Annotated in this window: 12 protein-coding genes; 1 reads left to right on the top strand and 11 read right to left on the bottom strand. The window is 65.3% G+C overall.

Annotated elements, in window-relative coordinates; translation table 11 throughout:
• Nucleotides 1-15: 15 nt before the first annotated feature.
• The 8 genes from nadD to EPB08_RS16265 all read right to left on the bottom strand — a co-directional run bounded on the left by nadD (nucleotide 16) and on the right by EPB08_RS16265 (nucleotide 8772).
• Nucleotides 16-651: a nicotinate-nucleotide adenylyltransferase gene (gene nadD, locus EPB08_RS16300; protein ID WP_130620608.1), complete on the bottom strand. Its 636-nt coding sequence runs from the start codon at nucleotides 649-651 to the stop codon at nucleotides 16-18.
• 52 nt (nucleotides 652-703) lie between these two features.
• The gene (gene holA / locus EPB08_RS16295) at nucleotides 704-1714 is read right to left on the bottom strand and encodes a DNA polymerase III subunit delta (protein ID WP_130620178.1); all 1011 of its coding nucleotides are present in this window, start codon (nucleotides 1712-1714) and stop codon (nucleotides 704-706) included.
• A 6-nt stretch (nucleotides 1715-1720) separates the two neighbouring features.
• Nucleotides 1721-2287 (bottom strand): LPS-assembly lipoprotein LptE, encoded by a 567-nt coding sequence (locus tag EPB08_RS16290; protein ID WP_130620177.1) that lies wholly within the window; start codon nucleotides 2285-2287, stop codon nucleotides 1721-1723.
• A gap of 5 nt (nucleotides 2288-2292) precedes the next feature.
• Complete coding sequence (gene leuS, locus EPB08_RS16285) at nucleotides 2293-5049, bottom strand: leucine--tRNA ligase (protein ID WP_130620176.1); 2757 nt, start codon at nucleotides 5047-5049, stop codon at nucleotides 2293-2295.
• Nucleotides 5050-5227: 178 nt separating this feature from the next.
• Nucleotides 5228-5842 carry a PqiC family protein gene (locus EPB08_RS16280; RefSeq protein WP_130620175.1) on the bottom strand — a complete coding sequence of 205 codons (615 nt, stop codon included), beginning with the start codon at nucleotides 5840-5842 and terminating at the stop codon, nucleotides 5228-5230.
• Entirely contained in the window at nucleotides 5839-7518 is a 1680-nt protein-coding gene (locus EPB08_RS16275) for a PqiB family protein (RefSeq protein ID WP_130620174.1), read from the bottom strand. The genes EPB08_RS16280 and EPB08_RS16275 overlap by 4 nt, the downstream gene beginning before the upstream one ends.
• Entirely contained in the window at nucleotides 7511-8134 is a 624-nt protein-coding gene (locus EPB08_RS16270) for a paraquat-inducible protein A (protein ID WP_130620173.1), read from the bottom strand. The genes EPB08_RS16275 and EPB08_RS16270 overlap by 8 nt, the downstream gene beginning before the upstream one ends.
• Nucleotides 8131-8772 (bottom strand): paraquat-inducible protein A, encoded by a 642-nt coding sequence (locus EPB08_RS16265; protein ID WP_130620172.1) that lies wholly within the window; start codon nucleotides 8770-8772, stop codon nucleotides 8131-8133. The genes EPB08_RS16270 and EPB08_RS16265 overlap by 4 nt, the downstream gene beginning before the upstream one ends.
• Nucleotides 8773-8965: 193 nt before the next feature.
• Here EPB08_RS16265 and trxA point away from each other — a divergent pair, with 193 nt between their 5' ends.
• On the top strand, nucleotides 8966-9832 hold the full coding sequence (gene trxA, locus EPB08_RS16260) for a thioredoxin (protein WP_130620171.1): 867 nt from the start codon (nucleotides 8966-8968) through the stop codon (nucleotides 9830-9832).
• A gap of 92 nt (nucleotides 9833-9924) precedes the next feature.
• Here the strand turns inward: trxA and EPB08_RS16255 are convergent, their stop codons facing one another.
• The 3 genes from EPB08_RS16255 to acnD all read right to left on the bottom strand — a co-directional run bounded on the left by EPB08_RS16255 (nucleotide 9925) and on the right by acnD (nucleotide 16165).
• On the bottom strand, nucleotides 9925-11916 hold the full coding sequence (locus tag EPB08_RS16255) for an alpha/beta hydrolase family protein (protein WP_130620170.1): 1992 nt from the start codon (nucleotides 11914-11916) through the stop codon (nucleotides 9925-9927).
• A gap of 236 nt (nucleotides 11917-12152) precedes the next feature.
• Nucleotides 12153-13343 (bottom strand): 2-methylaconitate cis-trans isomerase PrpF, encoded by a 1191-nt coding sequence (gene prpF, locus EPB08_RS16250; RefSeq protein WP_130620169.1) that lies wholly within the window; start codon nucleotides 13341-13343, stop codon nucleotides 12153-12155.
• 227 nt (nucleotides 13344-13570) lie between these two features.
• Nucleotides 13571-16165, bottom strand: coding sequence for a Fe/S-dependent 2-methylisocitrate dehydratase AcnD (gene acnD, locus EPB08_RS16245; protein WP_130620168.1), 2595 nt, complete (start codon nucleotides 16163-16165; stop codon nucleotides 13571-13573).
• Nucleotides 16166-16727: the final 562 nt, after the last annotated feature.

The raw sequence follows: 16727 nt of genomic DNA, 5'->3' as shown, positions 1-16727 counted from the left end.
ACGGTGTGGCGGGCATCAGCCCTTGCGGTAGGGCGCAAGAATGCCCGCATCGTCGAACAACCCGCACGGCAGCAGGTATCGCGGGTCACGGCCTTCGGCCAGCAACTCTCGGATGCGCGTCGCTGAAATTTCCAGCGGCGTGACGGAGAGCTCGATCACCTTGCCCGCTGGCAATGCGCGCAATACAGCCGCATCTTCGATCAGCCGCGGCCCGATTTCGGCCAGCAACGCATCGGACCATGTGATCTCCACACCGGGGCGGCTGAGCACGCCAATGTGCGCGACATCGAACAGTTCACGCCAGCGGTGCCACGAAGGCAGCCCGGCGAAAGCGTCGGCACCCAACAAAAGCACCAGTGAACGATCGCCTTCTTCCTTGCGCAGCTCGGCCAGCGTGTCGATCGTGTAGGACGGACCACTGCGCTCCAGTTCGCGCGTATCCAAGGTCAGGCGCGATTGCTTCTGCAGCGCAGCGCGCAACATCGCCACGCGCTGCTGAGCATTCGCCAGCGGCGAAGGACGATGTGGCGGTACGCTCGCCGGCATCAGGCGCACGTCGGCGTCGAGCAGCTCGGATGCCTCCCAGGCAACACTGAGGTGACCCAGGTGGATCGGATCGAAGGTGCCGCCGAAGATGGCGAGTGGACGCATCATGATCGTTGGCCCCCTCTCCCCACGGGAGAGGGAGAGGTGTCGTGCCTTGTCATGCGAGCGCCTGCGCCGCCCGAGGCTCGGCGATGGCGGCGATGAGGCGTTCCGCCTCGAGCCAGGGATCGCCCTGCTCGCGGCCCTTGGCCATGCGATCGATGCGCGCGGCGCGCGCTAGGCACTGCAGCCAGTGTTCGCGCGGTGCGCGGCGCAATGCCTTGCGGAACAGCTGCTCGCGCGCGGGCCACAGGCGCTCGGTGCGCGCCTGCGCGGCAAAGTCGCGTGCATTCGCCAGGCGCAAGGCAAGCTGCAGCTGGTTCACCAGCCAGCCCATCAATGCGATCAGTTCATCGCCTTCCGCATGCAGGCCATGCAGGATGCGCAGCGCTCGCCCACCCTCGCCTGCGAAGGCGGCATCGGTGAGTTTGAAGGCATCGTAGCGGGCACTGTCGGCGACGAGGTTTTCCATCTTTGCCGCATCGATCTTGCCCTGGCCATGCAACACGACCAGCTTGTCGATCTCCTGCGCGGCGGCGAGCAGGTTGCCTTCCACGCGCTCGGCCAGCAAGGCAGCCGCATCAGGTGTGGCAGACAGGCCGCGCGAGGTGAGGCGCGCACCAATCCATGAAGCCCATTCATTCGGGCGCGGCGCATTGAACACGACCAGGGCGCCGGCGGCGTCGAGGTTCTTGGTCCACGCGCCTTCGTGCTTGTTGCTCCACTCGGTGGCGGTAATCAGCAACGTGACGTCGGGCGGCGGATTGGCGCAAAACTCGTTGATCGCCTTGGCGCCCTCGGTACCGGGGCGACCGGTGGGCAGGCGCAAATCCAGCAGGCGACGCGTGGCGAACAACGACATGCCGGCCGCGGAGCGCGCCAGGTCATCCCAGTCGAAATGGTTGCCGACGTCCAGCACTTCGCGCTCGGCGTAACCGAGCTTGCGTGCCTGCGCACGCAAGGCGTCGGCCGCCTCCAGCACGAGCAGTTCTTCACCGGCGAGCAGATAGACCGACCGCAGATGGTCCGCCGTCAGCGACTTCTGCCATTGGGCGGCATTGAGCGGCATGGCGGCTCAGTGCGTGCTGCTGGCCGGCGCGGGCGCCGAGTCAGCGGCCTGTACGGCCTGGGCGGCCGTCTTTTCCGGATGGCGGCCCGCGGCCTGCAGACGGAACAGGATGGCCTGCACCATGTCGTCGTTGAGGCTGCTACGGATCGCATCGACCTGGGCCGTCGTGCCGATGGTGTTGGTGGCGTCGTAGCTGAACTCGCGCGACATGTCGATGCGCTGGCGCTGCACCAGCGGCTGGCCGGCACCGTCATGGACTTCGAACTGCACCTGGTAGCGCACCGTGTATTCGGTCACGCGAGCCTGGCCGCTCACTGTCAGCGTGTCGGTGCTGAAGTTCGCCACCGGAATGTTGAGTTCGGCGATGTCGGCGCCGGTGTGTTCTTCCACCGTGATGCCCGAGCTCGCCAGCGCACGGGCCAGGCCGCGCTGCAGGTTGGGATCGCCGTTCCCCGTGATGTGCACGTGCTGCATCGAGGCTGGCAATGCCACGCTCTGGCGCAGATGAAAGCCGCATGCCGCCAGGGCAATGGTGGAGATCAACAGCAGCGAAGCTTTGAACACACGGCTCATGGATTTCATCCTGCGACGATGTTGACGATCTTGCCCGGAACGACGATCACCTTGCGCACGGTCTGCCCCTCGAGGAAGGCCACGACGTTCGGCTGTGCCAGGGCAAGCGCCTCGGCCTCTTCCTTCGAGGCGTTGGCGGCGACTTCGATGGTACCGCGCAATTTGCCGTTGACCTGAACCGCCAGCGTGAGCGAATCGCGCACCAGCGCGGCATTGTCCACCTGCGGCCAGGACTGGTCTTCCAGCACCGACTGCGCATGGCCCAGCACCTGCCACAGCGTGTGGCTGACGTGCGGCACCACCGGGTTGAGCAACAGCACCATGGTTTCCAGCGCCTCATGGCGCACGGCGCGGCCCTGCTCGCTCATGTCGTTGAACTTGTTGAGCGCGTTGAGCAGCTCCATCAACGAGGCGATGGCGGTGTTGAAGGAGTGGCGGCGGCCGAAGTCGTCGCTGACCTTCTGGATGGTTTCGTGCACCTGGCGGCGCAGCGTCTTCTGGCCCGCATCGAGTGCGGCCGGATCGACCACCGGATGGTCCGGCTGCGACGCATGTGTGGTCACTTCGCGCCAGAAGCGGCGCAGGAAGCGGGCCATGCCTTCGACGCCGGCCTCGCTCCACTCCAGCGACTGCTCCGGCGGCGCGGCAAACATGGAGAACAGGCGCACCGTGTCGGCGCCGTACTTGTCCACCATCGCCTGCGGATCGATGCCGTTGTTCTTTGACTTGGACATTTTCTCGGTGCCGCCGATCTTCACCGGCTCACCGTCCTGCTTCGACCGTGCACCGATCACGCGCGCCTTCTCGTCGCGCTCGATCTCCACGTCGGCCGGATTGATCCAGTCCTTCGAACCGTCGGCGTTGTCGCGATAGAACGTCTCGGCGATCACCATGCCCTGGCACAGCAGGTTGGTGGCCGGTTCGTCAGCCTTCACCAGGCCCGCGTCGCGCATGAGCTTGTGATAGAAGCGGAAGTACAGCAGGTGCAGGATCGCGTGCTCGATGCCACCGATGTACTGGTCCACCGGCAGCCAGTAGTTGGCGCGCTCGTCGACCTGGTCCTGGGCGCCGGGGCTGGTGTAGCGGGCGTAGTACCAGCTCGACTCCATGAAGGTGTCGAAGGTGTCGGTTTCGCGCTCGGCCGCACCGCCGCACTGCGGGCAGGTGGTCTTGCGCCATGCCGGATCGGCCTTGATCGGCGACTGCACGCCGGAGAACGCAACGTCTTCGGGCAGCACCACCGGCAGCTGGTCTTCCGGCACCGGCACCGCATCGCACTTGGCGCAATAGATCACCGGGATCGGGCAGCCCCAGTAGCGCTGGCGGCTCACGCCCCAGTCGCGCAGGCGCCAGTTCACGCGGCGCACGCCCTTGTCTTCGCGCTCGAAACGCGCAGCCATGGCTTCGAAAGCCTGGCCGTAATCCATGCCGTCGAATTCGCCGGAGTTCACCAGGTAGCCGCGCTCGGTGTAGGCGCTGTCTTCCTGGATGCTCTTCTCGAACGATTCGATCAGCTGCACTGCCGCGGGGATGTCATACACATCGACGCTGCCGACGCCGAGTGCAGCGCGCAGCGGATCGGAGCCCACGCCCTTGGACAGGTCGTGCTTGATCTCCGCCACCGCATCGAGCACGGAGCGGTCAACCACCACCATCTTGATAGGCAGGCTGTATTTCTGGGCGAACTCCCAGTCGCGCTGGTCGTGGCCCGGCACAGCCATCACTGCGCCGGTGCCATAGCCCATCAGCACGAAGTTGGCCACGAATACCGGGATCTTTTCGCCGGTCAGCGGATGGATGGCCTCGATGCCGGTATCCATGCCGCGCTTTTCCTGCGTCTCCAGCTCGGCTTCGGACACGCCGCCGTGCTTGAGCTCTTCCAGGAACGTGGCCAGCTTCGGGTTGTCCTGCGCGGCCTTGATCGCCAGCGGATGCTCACCCGCGATGGAGACGAAGGTGACGCCCATCAGCGTGTCGGGGCGCGTGGTGAAGACGGTGAGCGGCTCGCTCTCGCCTTCCACCTCGAAGTGGATTTCCAGGCCTTCGGAGCGACCGATCCAGTTGCGCTGCATGGTCTTGACCGCATCGGGCCAGCCCGGCAGCGTGTCCAGGCCGTCCAGCAGCTCTTGCGCGTAATCGGTGATCTTCAAGAACCACTGCGGGATCTCGCGCTTTTCCACCAGCGCGCCGGAGCGCCAGCCGCGGCCGTCGACCACCTGCTCGTTGGCCAGCACGGTCTGGTCGACCGGGTCCCAGTTCACCACCGCGTTCTTGCGGTAGGCCATGCCCTTCTTCATCAACCGCGTGAACATCAACTGTTCCCAGCGGTAGTACTCCGGGCGACAGGTGGCGAACTCGCGGGTCCAGTCGTAGGCGAAGCCCATGCGCTGCAGCTGGGCGCGCATGTGCTCGATGTTCTGGTAGGTCCACTTGGCCGGCGCGGTCTTGTTCTTGATCGCGGCGTTCTCGGCCGGCAGGCCGAACGCGTCCCAGCCCATCGGCTGCAGCACGTTCTTGCCCTGCATGCGCTGGTAGCGGCTGATCACGTCGCCGATGGTGTAGTTGCGCACATGACCCATGTGCAGCGCGCCGGACGGGTACGGCAGCATGGAGAGGCAGTAGAACTTGGGCCGCGAGGCGTCTTCCTTCACCTCGTAGGCGCGGTGGTCGCGCCAGAAAGCCTGCGCGGAGGTTTCCACCACCTGCGGCTGATAGCCCTGTTCGTTACCCTCGTGGGTACCCTGATCCTGATTGTCCTGCATGTGTCCGGCGCCGTGATGTTTTTCTCAGTCGGCAATGACTGATGATGAACGCGGCAGACTAGCAGAAATGGCGTCAAATCGTCCCGCGGAGGCTGTTTGTGCCCATGCGGGACTGGGGTGCGCCGGAGCGCTGCGGTCGCGCACTGGGTGCGCTCCTACGGGTGCCGAGGGGTACGCATCAGGTGGTCGGGCAGCTGGCGGACTGGCCGCTGGCCAGGGCGCCGGCAACCGCCCCGATCTCGCCAGCCAGGCGAGCGATCGCCTGCTGGTGACCTTGCACCAGGGCGTCATAGCCCTCGCCCACGGTTTCGGTGATCCGGCTGGTGCAGGCCAGCGGCTCGCCACCCTTGAGCGGACGAACGCTCCAGGCGGCATCGAGGTAGGCGTAGCTGGCCGGCACCGAATCGAAGCGACGCACGTCGACCTTGATGCGCACGGTGGACTTGCCTTGGGCCGGCAGGCTGGTGACGTCCTGCGCATGGAAGTCCCGCGTCAGGTCGGCGGACAGCGCCCCGCGCACCTCGTCGCCCAACGGCGCGATCCAGCGCTGGCCCTGCAACATCGCCACGCCCTGTCCGCCCTGGCGCACCACCAGCTGCGGCTGGTCGACCTGGGCCGGTACGGTGACCGGCAGCAGTTCGAACTGGAATGGCTGCGCCGAAGGCGCGCCGGTCGCTTCGCCACCGGGAGCCGGCACCAGGGTGAAGTAGCGCACCGGCGGCACCGAACTGCACGCGCCCACCACCAATGCGAGCAGGGCCACGCCCAGGTTCAGGGTTCGGGCACGGATCATGGCTTGCTCCCTTGTGTCGGCGCGGCCGGCGGTGGCGGTGGCGGCGTCTGTTGCAGCTTGTCGTCGGCACGGCGTCCACGCAGCAGCGCGTCCGGATGATCACCCAGGTAATCGGTAAGCACGCGCAGCGAGCGCGCGGCGCGCTGCAGTTCCTGCAGGGTGCCGCCGAGGTTCTGCTGCAGCGGGGCGTCCGGCGCAAAGGCACTGTTGGCGGTGCCCAGCGTCTGCTGCGCGCCCTTCAGCGTGTTCTTCACTTCCGGCAGCACGCTGCCGTTGACCTGCTTGAGCGTGCGGTTGAGCTCGGCCAGCGACTGGTCGAGGTTCTTGCCGATGCTGTCGAACGGCACCTTCTGCAGCTTGGACACGATATCGGCCAGCTGCTGCTGGATCTTGTCGAGGTCGCCGGGCGCGGTCGGTATCTCCAGCGGCTTGGCCGTGCCATCGAAGGCCACCTTCGGCGCCTTCGGCAGGAAGTCCATGGCGATGTACAGCTGGCCGGTGAGCAGGTTGCCGGTGCGCGCCTGCGCACGCAGGCCATGCTCGACGAGGCGACCCATCATCTGGGACATCTGCTCGTCGTCGCCGCGCGCCTTGGCCAGCGCCACCAGCTTGTCGTGCGCCTTGCCCAGGCGGGCCGGGTAGACCACGGCGCCGACGATGGTCGGGAAGGTCTGGGTCTTCTCGTCGAAATCGAGGTTCACCGACACCACGCGGCCGAACGGCACGCCGAGGAATTCGACCGGCGCATCCACCGCCAGACCGCGCAGGGACTGGTCGAAACGCATGCGGATGTACTTGGGCTCGCCATCCGGCGGCGCCATCGCGGTAGCGCGGTCGTTGAACAGCCGATAGGCGGTATCTTCCTGCGCCGGCGTGGCGTCATGCGGACCCGGAGGGTCCTGGAAGGCCACGCCGCCCGCCAGCACCGTGGCCAGCGACTGCGTGTTCACCTTCAGGCCATCCGCGCCCAGCGACACGTCGATGCCGCTGGCATTCCAGAAGCGCGAGGAGGTGGTAACGAACTGGTCGTTCGGCGCGTCCACGAAGATCTGCAGGGTGACGCCCTTGCCGTCCTTGTCCAGGTGATAGGTCGACACGCGGCCGACCTGGATGCGGCGGTAGTACACGGGCGAACCGATATCGAGCGACCCAAGGTCATCCGATTGCAGGTCGAAGGTCTTGCCCGGCGCGCCATGGGTGACCGGCGGAGGGTTTTCCAGCCCGGTGAATTCGCTCTTGGGCTCGCTGGACTCGCCCACATCCGCGCCAATGAAAGCGCCGGACAGCAGCGTGTCAATGCCGGAGACGCCGCCCAGGCCAATGCGCGGGCGTACCACCCAGTAGCGGGTATCCGCCGTGGCGAAGCCTTGCGCACTCTTCTCCAGCGCCACCTTGGCAATGATGCGCGAACGATCCTCGCTGAGCCGCACGGCAGTCACGCGCCCGATGATGACGTTCTTGAACTTCACCGGCGTCTTGCCGGGGTCGAGGCCTTCGGCGCTGAGGAAGCTGATGCTGACGGTGGGACCCGCCTGGGTCCACGCATGGATCACCAGCGACAGGCCCACCAGCGCGGCAACGATGGGCACCAGCCACACGATCGACGCGTTGACGCGCGGTCGTCGCACCACCGGTTCGGGGAGATCGTCCGTGATCGGCTTTTTGTCGTCAGTCATCGAAGTCCCTGCCATCCCAGATCAGTCGGGGGTCGAACGTCATCGAGGCCAGCATGGTAATGATTACCGTGAGGCCGAAATACACCACGCCAGGCAAAGGCTCCACCTGGCTGAAGAAACCGAACTGCACCAACGCGGTCAGCAGCGCCACCACGAACACATCCAGCATCGACCAGTAGCCGATGAACTCCACCAGCCGATACAGCTTCGAACGCTGGCGCTGCGCCCAGAGGCTGCCCCGCTGCGCGCTGACCAGCAGCAGGCTGAGGGCGAAGAACTTCAGCACCGGCACCACGATGCTGGCCGTGAATACGATGACGGCAAGGTCCGGCGAGCCTTTAACCCACAACTCGATGATGCCGCTCAGTATCGTGTTGTCGTCCACGTCGCCCACGCTCACCGTGCGCATGATCGGCAGCACGTTGGCGGGTATGTAGAAGATGAAGGCTGCGATCAGCAGCGCCCAGGTACGGCTATAGCTCGCCTCCTTGCGCTTGTGCAGCGAAGAGCCACAGCGCGGACAGGCGGCATGGTCTGCCTCGACGTCACGGCAGACCATGCCGCACACATGGCAACCGATCAGGCCCAGGTCGCTGGCGCGCGGCAGGCCGTTCATGCCGGAGTTTCCTCGGTGGTGTCCCACAAGCGGCGCACGTCGATGCTGGAGAACGCGGTGATGATCAGCATCAGCACGCCATAGCCGAAGATGCCAGGGTTGGGGATCACGTCGAAATACATGTGCGCCTTGACGATGGCCACCAGCGCACCGAGCACAAACACTTCGGTCATGGTCCACGGCCCGATGCGGTACAGCGTCACCATGGCCCAGCGGAATCCGGGCGCGCGGCGGCCGGACCGCGCATACAGCGACACCCAGCCCAGCAGCAGCATCTTGATGATGGGGAAGAAGAACAGCGTGGCAGCCGCCAGCACGGCCACGACCTGTGCGCTCTCGTCCCACATCATCACAATGCAGCCCCACAAGGTGGTGCTGATCAGGGTCCCGTTGAGCCCCAGGGTGACGATCGGCCAGATATTGGCCTGGATGAAGGCGATCATGGCCGTGACCACCAGCGCCAGGATGGCGTTCACCGACAGGCTGTGGTGCCTCGCCAGGATCGCGTCGCAACGCGTGCAGCGCGCCACCTCGCCGCACACCAGCTCGCGCCGGCGATAGACGGTATCGCAGTGCTCGCAGATCCACAGCGTGGGAGGCGCGATGCCGGGTTTGATGCCTTGCGCTGGCATGGTCATTCCGTGATTTTCGCAAATATCGCGGCCCAACGCCGATAGGACCTTGGACACCCTGTTACACGCCCCACCCTGAAGCGGCCGTAAGCGCCTTATGGGTGCCCGAACCGATTCCACAAGGGGGTCCTCCGCCGTTAACCCTTGATATGCTGGGCTTTGCCCTGATGTGTGGGCCATTCGTCAACGGGAGTTTCCAGTGAGTGCCACGACCGCCGATACGCATGTCTTCGACGTGCGCGAGGACAACTTCGAAGCCGAGGTGCTGCAGGCCTCGCTGACCACGCCCATCCTGGTGGACTTTTGGGCGACCTGGTGCGGCCCGTGCAAGACCCTCGGCCCGATGCTGGAAAAGCTGGCCGGCGAGTTCAATGGCGCCTTCCGGCTGGCCAAGATCGACGTGGACAAGTCCCAGCAGCTGGCTGGGATGTTCGGCATCCGTAGCATCCCCACGGTGATGCTGGTCAAGGACGGCCAGATCGTCGACGGCTTCGCCGGCGCCCTGCCGGAAGGCCAGCTGCGCGAGTTCCTGTTGCGCCATGTGCAGCCGCAGGACGGTGACGCCGCCAACGACGCCGAAGCAGAGATTCCGGAATCGCCGGAGGAAGCCGTCAACCGCATCCAGCTGGCCATCGCCGCCGAGCCGGAGCGCACGGAGCTGAAGCTCGACCTGGCGCTGGCCCTGATGCAGGCCGGCCACGCCGACGCCGCAGAGGCCGAGCTCGCCGCCCTGCCCGCCAACCTCGCCCACGATGCCCGCGCCTTGCGCCTGGGTAGCCAGCTCGACCTGGCGCGCGCATTGAAGGGCGCACCGTCACTGCCCGAGCTGCAACAGCGCGTCCAGGGCAACGGCGCAGACTGGGAAGCTCGCGACCTGCTGGGCGTTCGGCTTCTGTTGGAAGGTGATGCAGCGGCAGGACTGGATCAGTTCCTCGCCACGCTCGAAAAGGCCCGCGACTGGAACGACGGCCAGGCCAAAAAGCGCCTGCTGGCTGCTTTCTCCACGCTGGATGATGCCGAGCTCGTCGGGCGCTACCGCCGGCGGATGGCTTCGCTGCTGTTCTGAGCGACGCATTCGCGTCGCTTCTCATCCCTTCCCGATGTCGACCCCACGACATTCCGGTGCAGACCGGAATGTCGTGGAAGCCGTGGCTTCGCTCAAGGCGAACCTGCGCCCGCTGACTGGCCGGACAGGTTGCGATCGAGGAACTGCGTCACCCGCTCGAACAGCTCTGCCTCGTTCTTCTCGTCGTAGAAGCCATGGCCCTCGTCGCCCTTGTACAGCCACTCATGGGCAATACCACGCTTCTGCAACGCCGCATGCAGGCTTTCGCCATGCTGCGGCGGAACGCGCGTGTCCTGGCCGCCAACGACCAGCATCACGTTTGCCTTGAGGCTGTCGAGCTGGTTGACCGGTGAATGTGCAGCCAGGGCGGCGGAATCGCTTCCAAGGGAGTAACGAAGGAAGCTCTTGCCGGCTACCTGATCCGACGCGTCACCCTTGGAATACATCAGGGTCAGGTCGTACACACCAACGTAGCCGATGGCGCAGCGATAAAGATCGGGTTCCTTCACCGCCCCTTCGAGCGCGGCATAGCCGCCGTAGCTGCCGCCGAAGATGCAGATGCGCCCGGCATCCGTGATGCCCTGCTGGATCGCCCATTGCGTCGCATCCGTCAGGTCATCCTGCATCTTGCCGCCCCATTGGCCATAGCCAGCCTTCACGAACGCATGGCCGTAACCGCCTGACCCACGGTAATTGACCTGCAACACCGCATAGCCGTGCGTGGCAAGCGCCTGGACATAAGAATCGTAAGCCCACTCGTCGCGGATACCGAAAGGACCGCCATGCACAAAAACCACCAACGGCTGGTGCTTGGACTTCTCCTTGCCCGGTGGCGTGCTCAGGTAGCCATGCAGGGTCAGGCCGTCTCGCGCCTTGAACTCCACCGGCTCCATGGATGCCATCAGGTCAGGCTTGATCCATGGCGCGCGCTGCAAGAGCACTGATGCCTTGCCCGTTGCCGCATCCCATAGATAGAACGTACCGGGGTCCATATCCGACGATGCCAGCGCGACGGCCTTGCTGCCGTCGTCCGTGCTCGAGACGATGCGCACGCTTTCGCCCGGGAACTCCTTGGACATGCCGATGATCGCCTTCATCGTATCGGACCCGGCCACGATCGCCTCGGTGGTCGGCATCCCCGGCATCGAGTTCACGCCGACGACATCCAGCCCATCCAGGCTGTAGACGAGACCATCGAGGCCCGCAACGGCGCTGCTCCATACGGGCTTTTCCTGCATGGCCTGCGTCGCCACGTCCCACTGGCATAGCGCACTGGCCGTGCCGGGCACGATGCATGACATGTATACGCGGGTGTCGTCCCGGCTGAACGTGTAAGGCACCGATACGTCTTTTTCATCGGTGCCCTGGAACAACAGCGTCCACGGCTTGCCATCGCCTTCGCGATAGAACACCTGCATATGGGCGCGAGCATCCCAACCAAAAGCAAACCGGACCACGCCCTTGTTGTCAGTGACAAACTCGGCGCTACGCACGGGTGCGATCGCAATCGGATGCTTGCTGCCATCGCGTACGTCCATCATGTAGACCTTGGTGAAGTCGCCGTCCGCACCGCTGTCCCATGGCGTGACCCCGATCAGCACGTGGTCGTCGTCATGACGCAAGGTGTCGATGATTTCACCGGTGGCTCGCTCCGGCTGGCGCTGCTGGATAAGCGTCGCCTTGACCGGGCCGCCGGCGCGGTAACCGAAGAGCAGCTCCGACCCCGAGCCGTCACCGTTGATCGCGAAGATTTCACCGGTGGAGAAAGGACGATCCCATCCGGCGACCTTGGTGCCTTCGGTGTAGAGCACACGATGATCGTTGGCCCACCACAGGTCGACCACCTGGTTGCCTTCGCGAGGCCGCACCATGGTGCCCTTTTGTTTGACCAGGTCCACCAGCGCCAGCATCGGCTTGCCGTTGACCACCGTGGTGGCAGCGAGGTAATGCCCATCGGGTGAAATCTTCACCTTGTCGTACTGCACGTGACGCGCAAGATCGGCGAAAGACACGCTCTCCGCGAACACCGTACCCGACAACAGACAAAGCGCGCAGACAACTGCGCGCTTGAGCAGCTTCTTCATACGTTCTCCCCCTGGTTACGCGCCGCCTCCAGACAGTCGCGTTGAACCCGCAGTATAGGCAGCAGATCGCAAGTTCATAGGGGGAGGGAAGCCCCGCGCGACGTAGGCATGGGCTCGGCCATTGAAGCCGATGAACGGCCTTACTTGTTGCTCTGCACGATGCAGCGAGAGGCACGACCAGGCCCCCACGACGAGGGGTGGCCCAGGCCACCCACTCGATGAAGAGCCCACTCAGCTCAGAACGAAGCGCCTGGCACGCGCACCCAGCCTTCCATCAGCACGCGTGCACTACGGCTCATGATGGCCTTGGTGACAGCCCAGGTACCGTCCACCAGCTGTGCTTCGGCACCCACGCGCAGCGTGCCTGAGGGGTGACCGAAACGGACCGCCTGGCGCTCGCCTCCACCGGCCGCGAGGTTCACCAGCGTGCCCGGGATCGCAGCGGCCGTACCGATGGCCACCGCCGCCGTACCCATCATCGCGTGGTGCAGCTTGCCCATCGACATGGCGCGCACGAGCAGGTCGATATCCCCCGCTGCCACCGGCTTGCCGCTCGACGCGACATAGTCGGCCGGCTTGGCAACGAAGGCGACCTTCGGCGTGTGCTGGCGCGTGGCGATCTCGTCGAGCGACTTGATCAGGCCCATGCGCAACGCACCGTGCGCGCGAATGGTCTCGAACATCGCCAGCGCCTTGGCGTCGCTGTTGATCGCATCCTGCAGTTCGGTACCGGTGTAGCCGATCGCGGAGGCCTCGACGAAGATCGTCGGGATGCCGGCGTTGATCATGGTGGCCTTGAGCGTACCGACCCCGGGAACTTCCAGGTCGTCAACGAGATGACCCGTCGGGAACATCGCGCCACCGGCACCTTCTTCTTCGGCGGCCGGATCCATGAATTCCAGTTGCACTTCGGCGGCGGGGAACGTCACGCCATCGAGTTCGAAATCGCCGGTTTCCTGCACGGCGCCGTTGGCGATCGGCACATGCGCGATGATGGTCTTGCCGATATTGGCCTGCCAGATGCGTACGATGGCGACGCCGTCATGCGGCACGTGCGCGGGATCCATCAGGCCGCCGGCGATGGCGAACGGACCGACCGCCGCCGAGAGGTTGCCGCAGTTGCCGCTCCAGTCGACGAACGCCTTGTCGATCGCCACCTGGCCGAACAGGTAGTCCACGTCGTGATCCGGCCGGCCGCTCTTGGACACGATCACCGTCTTGCTGGTGCTTGAGGTGGCGCCACCCATGCCGTCGATCTGCTTGCCATACGGATCGGGGCTGCCGATCACACGCTGCAGCAGCGCATCGCGCGCAGCGCCCGGCACCTGTGCCGACTCCGGCAGGTCCTGCAGGCGGAAAAACACGCCCTTGCTGGTACCGCCGCGAAGGTAGGTGGCGGGGATGCGGATCTGGGGAGCGTGTGCCATCGTTTTTTGTCCTGTAGTGACTGGACTCCGCGCGCTACGCGTTAGCGGGGCCATCAATGTGAGGGGTGCCAGCCAGGCGCCTCTAATAACTCATAAACCCCGCAATGAATCCGTCATTCCCGCGAAGGCGGGAATCCAGCGACTTTCCTGCCTTCCAAAAGCAGAGGCGCTGGATTCCTGCTTTCGCAGGAATGACGAACAAGGCTGCGAAACCCGGCGACGTGCGGTCAAGCAGCCTGCGAAGCCTCGATGAAGTCCTGCGCGAAGCGCTGCAGCACGCCGCCTGCCTCGTAGATCGACACTTCCTCGGCGGTATCCAGGCGACAGGTCACCGGCACTTCGACGCGGTCGCCATTCTTGCGATGGATGACCAAGGCGAGGTCCGCACGCGGCGTGCGCGCACCCATCACGTCGAACGTTTCGGTGCCATCGATATCCAGCGTCTTGCGGTTGGTACCCGGCTTGAACTCCAGCGGCAGCACGCCCATGCCGATCAGGTTGGTGCGGTGGATGCGCTCGAAGCCTTCGGCCGCGATGGCCTCCACGCCTGCGAGGCGCACGCCCTTCGCCGCCCAGTCACGCGACGAACCCTGGCCGTAGTCGGCACCGGCGATGATGATCAGCGGCTGCTTGCGCTCCATGTAGGTTTCGATCGCTTCCCACATGCGCATGACCTTGCCTTCCGGCTCCACGCGGGCCAGCGAACCCTTCTTTACTTCGCCATCGACCACGGCCATCTCGTTGGTCAACGTGGGGTTGGCGAAAGTGGCGCGCTGCGCGGTGAGGTGGTCGCCGCGATGGGTTGCGTACGAATTGAAGTCCTCTTCCGGCAGGCCCATCTTGGCGAGGTATTCGCCCGCGGCGCTGTTGAGCATGATCGCGTTCGACGGCGACAGGTGGTCGGTGGTGATGTTGTCGCCGAGCACGGCCAGCGGACGCATGCCGCTGAGCGTGCGTTCACCCGCAAGCGCACCTTCCCAGTACGGCGGACGGCGGATGTAGGTGCTCTGCGGGCGCCAGGCATACAGCGGTGCGGCGCTGGTGCCGGTGTGACCGGTGCGAGCAAACATGGGCTCGTAGACCTTGCGGAACTGCTCCGGCTTCACGCTGGACGACACGATCGCATCGATCTCCTCGTCCGAGGGCCAGATGTCCTTGAGCGTTACCGGCTGGCCGTTCGCATCGTGGCCCAGCACGTCCTTCTCGATGTCGAAGCGGATGGTGCCGGCGATGGCGTAGGCGACCACCAGCGGCGGCGAAGCCAGGAAGGCCTGCTTCGCGTACGGGTGGATACGACCGTCGAAGTTGCGATTGCCCGACAAAACGGCGGTGGCGTACAGGTCGCGGTCGATGATCTCCTGCTGGATCTTGGGATCGAGCGCGCCGGACATGCCGTTGCAGGTGGTGCAGGCGAACGCGACGATGCCGAAGCCGAGCTTTTCCAGATCCGGCAGCAGGTTCGCTTCTTCCAGGTACAACTGCACCGCCTTGGAGCCGGGTGCGAGCGAACTCTTCACCCACGGCTTGCGCGTGAGACCGCGCGCATTGGCGTTGCGCGCCAGCAGCGCGGCGGCAATCACGTTGCGAGGATTGCTGGTGTTGGTGCAGCTGGTGATGGCGGCGATGATCACCGCGCCATCGGGCATCTGGCCCGGCTGCTCGGTCCATTCACCCGCGATGCCGCGCGCGGCGAGATCGGACGTCGGCAGGCGCTTGTGCGGATTGGACGGGCCAGCCATGTTGCGCACGACCGACGAGAGGTCGAACGTCAGAGTGCGTTCGTACTGCGCGTTCGCCAGCGTGTCGGCCCACAGGCCGGCGGCCTTGGCATAGGTTTCCACCAGCTTGACCTGCTCGTCGCTGCGACCGGTGAGGCGCAGGTAGTCGGTGGTCTGGCCGTCGATGAAGAACATCGCGGCGGTGGCGCCGTATTCCGGTGCCATGTTGGAAATGGTCGCGCGATCGCCCAAGGTCAGGCTGGATGCGCCTTCACCGCGGAATTCGAGGTACGCACCGACCACCTTTTCCTTGCGCAGGAACTCGGTGAGCGCGAGCACGATATCGGTGGCGGTAATGCCGGGCTGGCGCTTGCCGGTGAGCTCCACGCCGATGATGTCAGGCAGGCGCATCCACGAGGCGCGGCCGAGCATCACGTTCTCAGCTTCCAGGCCGCCCACGCCAATGGCGATGACGCCGAGTGCGTCCACGTGCGGCGTATGGCTGTCGGTGCCCACGCAGGTGTCGGGATAAGCCACGCCGTCCTGCACCTGGATCACCGGCGACATCTTCTCCAGATTGATCTGGTGCATGATGCCGTTGCCCGGCGGGATCACGTCGACGTTCTCGAACGCCTTCTTGGTCCACTCGATGAAGTGGAAGCGATCCTCGTTGCGGCGATCCTCGATGGCGCGGTTCTTGGCGAACGCATTCGGATCAAAACCACCACACTCCACCGCCAGCGAGTGGTCCACGATCAGCTGCACCGGCACCACCGGGTTCACCTTGGCCGGGTCACCACCACGCTCGGCGATCGCGTCGCGCAGGCCGGCGAGGTCCACCAGCGCCGTCTGGCCGAGGATGTCGTGGCACACGACGCGTGCCGGGAACCACGGGAAATCGCGTTCGCGCTTGCGCTCGATGATCTGCTTGAGCGAATCGGCGAGGATCGCGGGATCGCAGCGGCGCACCAGGTTCTCGGCGAGCACGCGCGAGGTATACGGCAGCCCGTCATAGGCACCCGGCTGGATCGCCTCCACGGCGGCGCGCGCATCGAAATAATCCAGCGACGTGCCGGGAAGGGATTGGCGGTAGGCGTTGTTCATGATGTGGGGAACCCTAGATGTGACGTTCGGCGGACCGCAGGTCGCGACACACGGCACGCACCCGCCGGCTGCGCGCGCCGCTGCTCGATCGGCGCGTGCGGCTCGCCTCATGGACCGATGCCGCGCACGCCCGGGCGGATGGAAGTGACCGTTCTATCCCCGTGCGTCGGCGATGAAGGCGAACATTTCACCCATGACAGAAGACACGATGACCCATCCGCGTCTTCAGCCCGTCATTGTAATGCCCCACACCAGCGAGTCCCAAACGAGGCCAGCGCCTTCACCCTGCGCCGACGGGCCCTGAAACGCGCCACCACAAGCGTTGGCAGCCATTCCGGCGCGGTCGCGCGCGAAGATTCGACCAAGGTATGAGCCGCCCGGCCATCGCCGATCGCCGGTGATGGCGTATGGAGTCATTCCCGTTCTGCAGGCACCACCAGCCCGATCGCTGGTCCGGCCCCGCACTTTTCCCCTCCCGTGTGGATGCAAGCCAGGCACGAAGCCGAACGGAACGATATCGGGCGTGCCGGACTTCGCCCCCCCTCTGTTCGGGTGGTTGGCG

The sequence above is a fragment of the Dyella amyloliquefaciens genome (assembly GCF_004296575.1).
GTDB lineage: Bacteria > Pseudomonadota > Gammaproteobacteria > Xanthomonadales > Rhodanobacteraceae > Dyella > Dyella amyloliquefaciens.
Note: the sequence above shows the minus strand (reverse complement) of the source record. Positions and strands in the feature narration are given on the sequence as shown.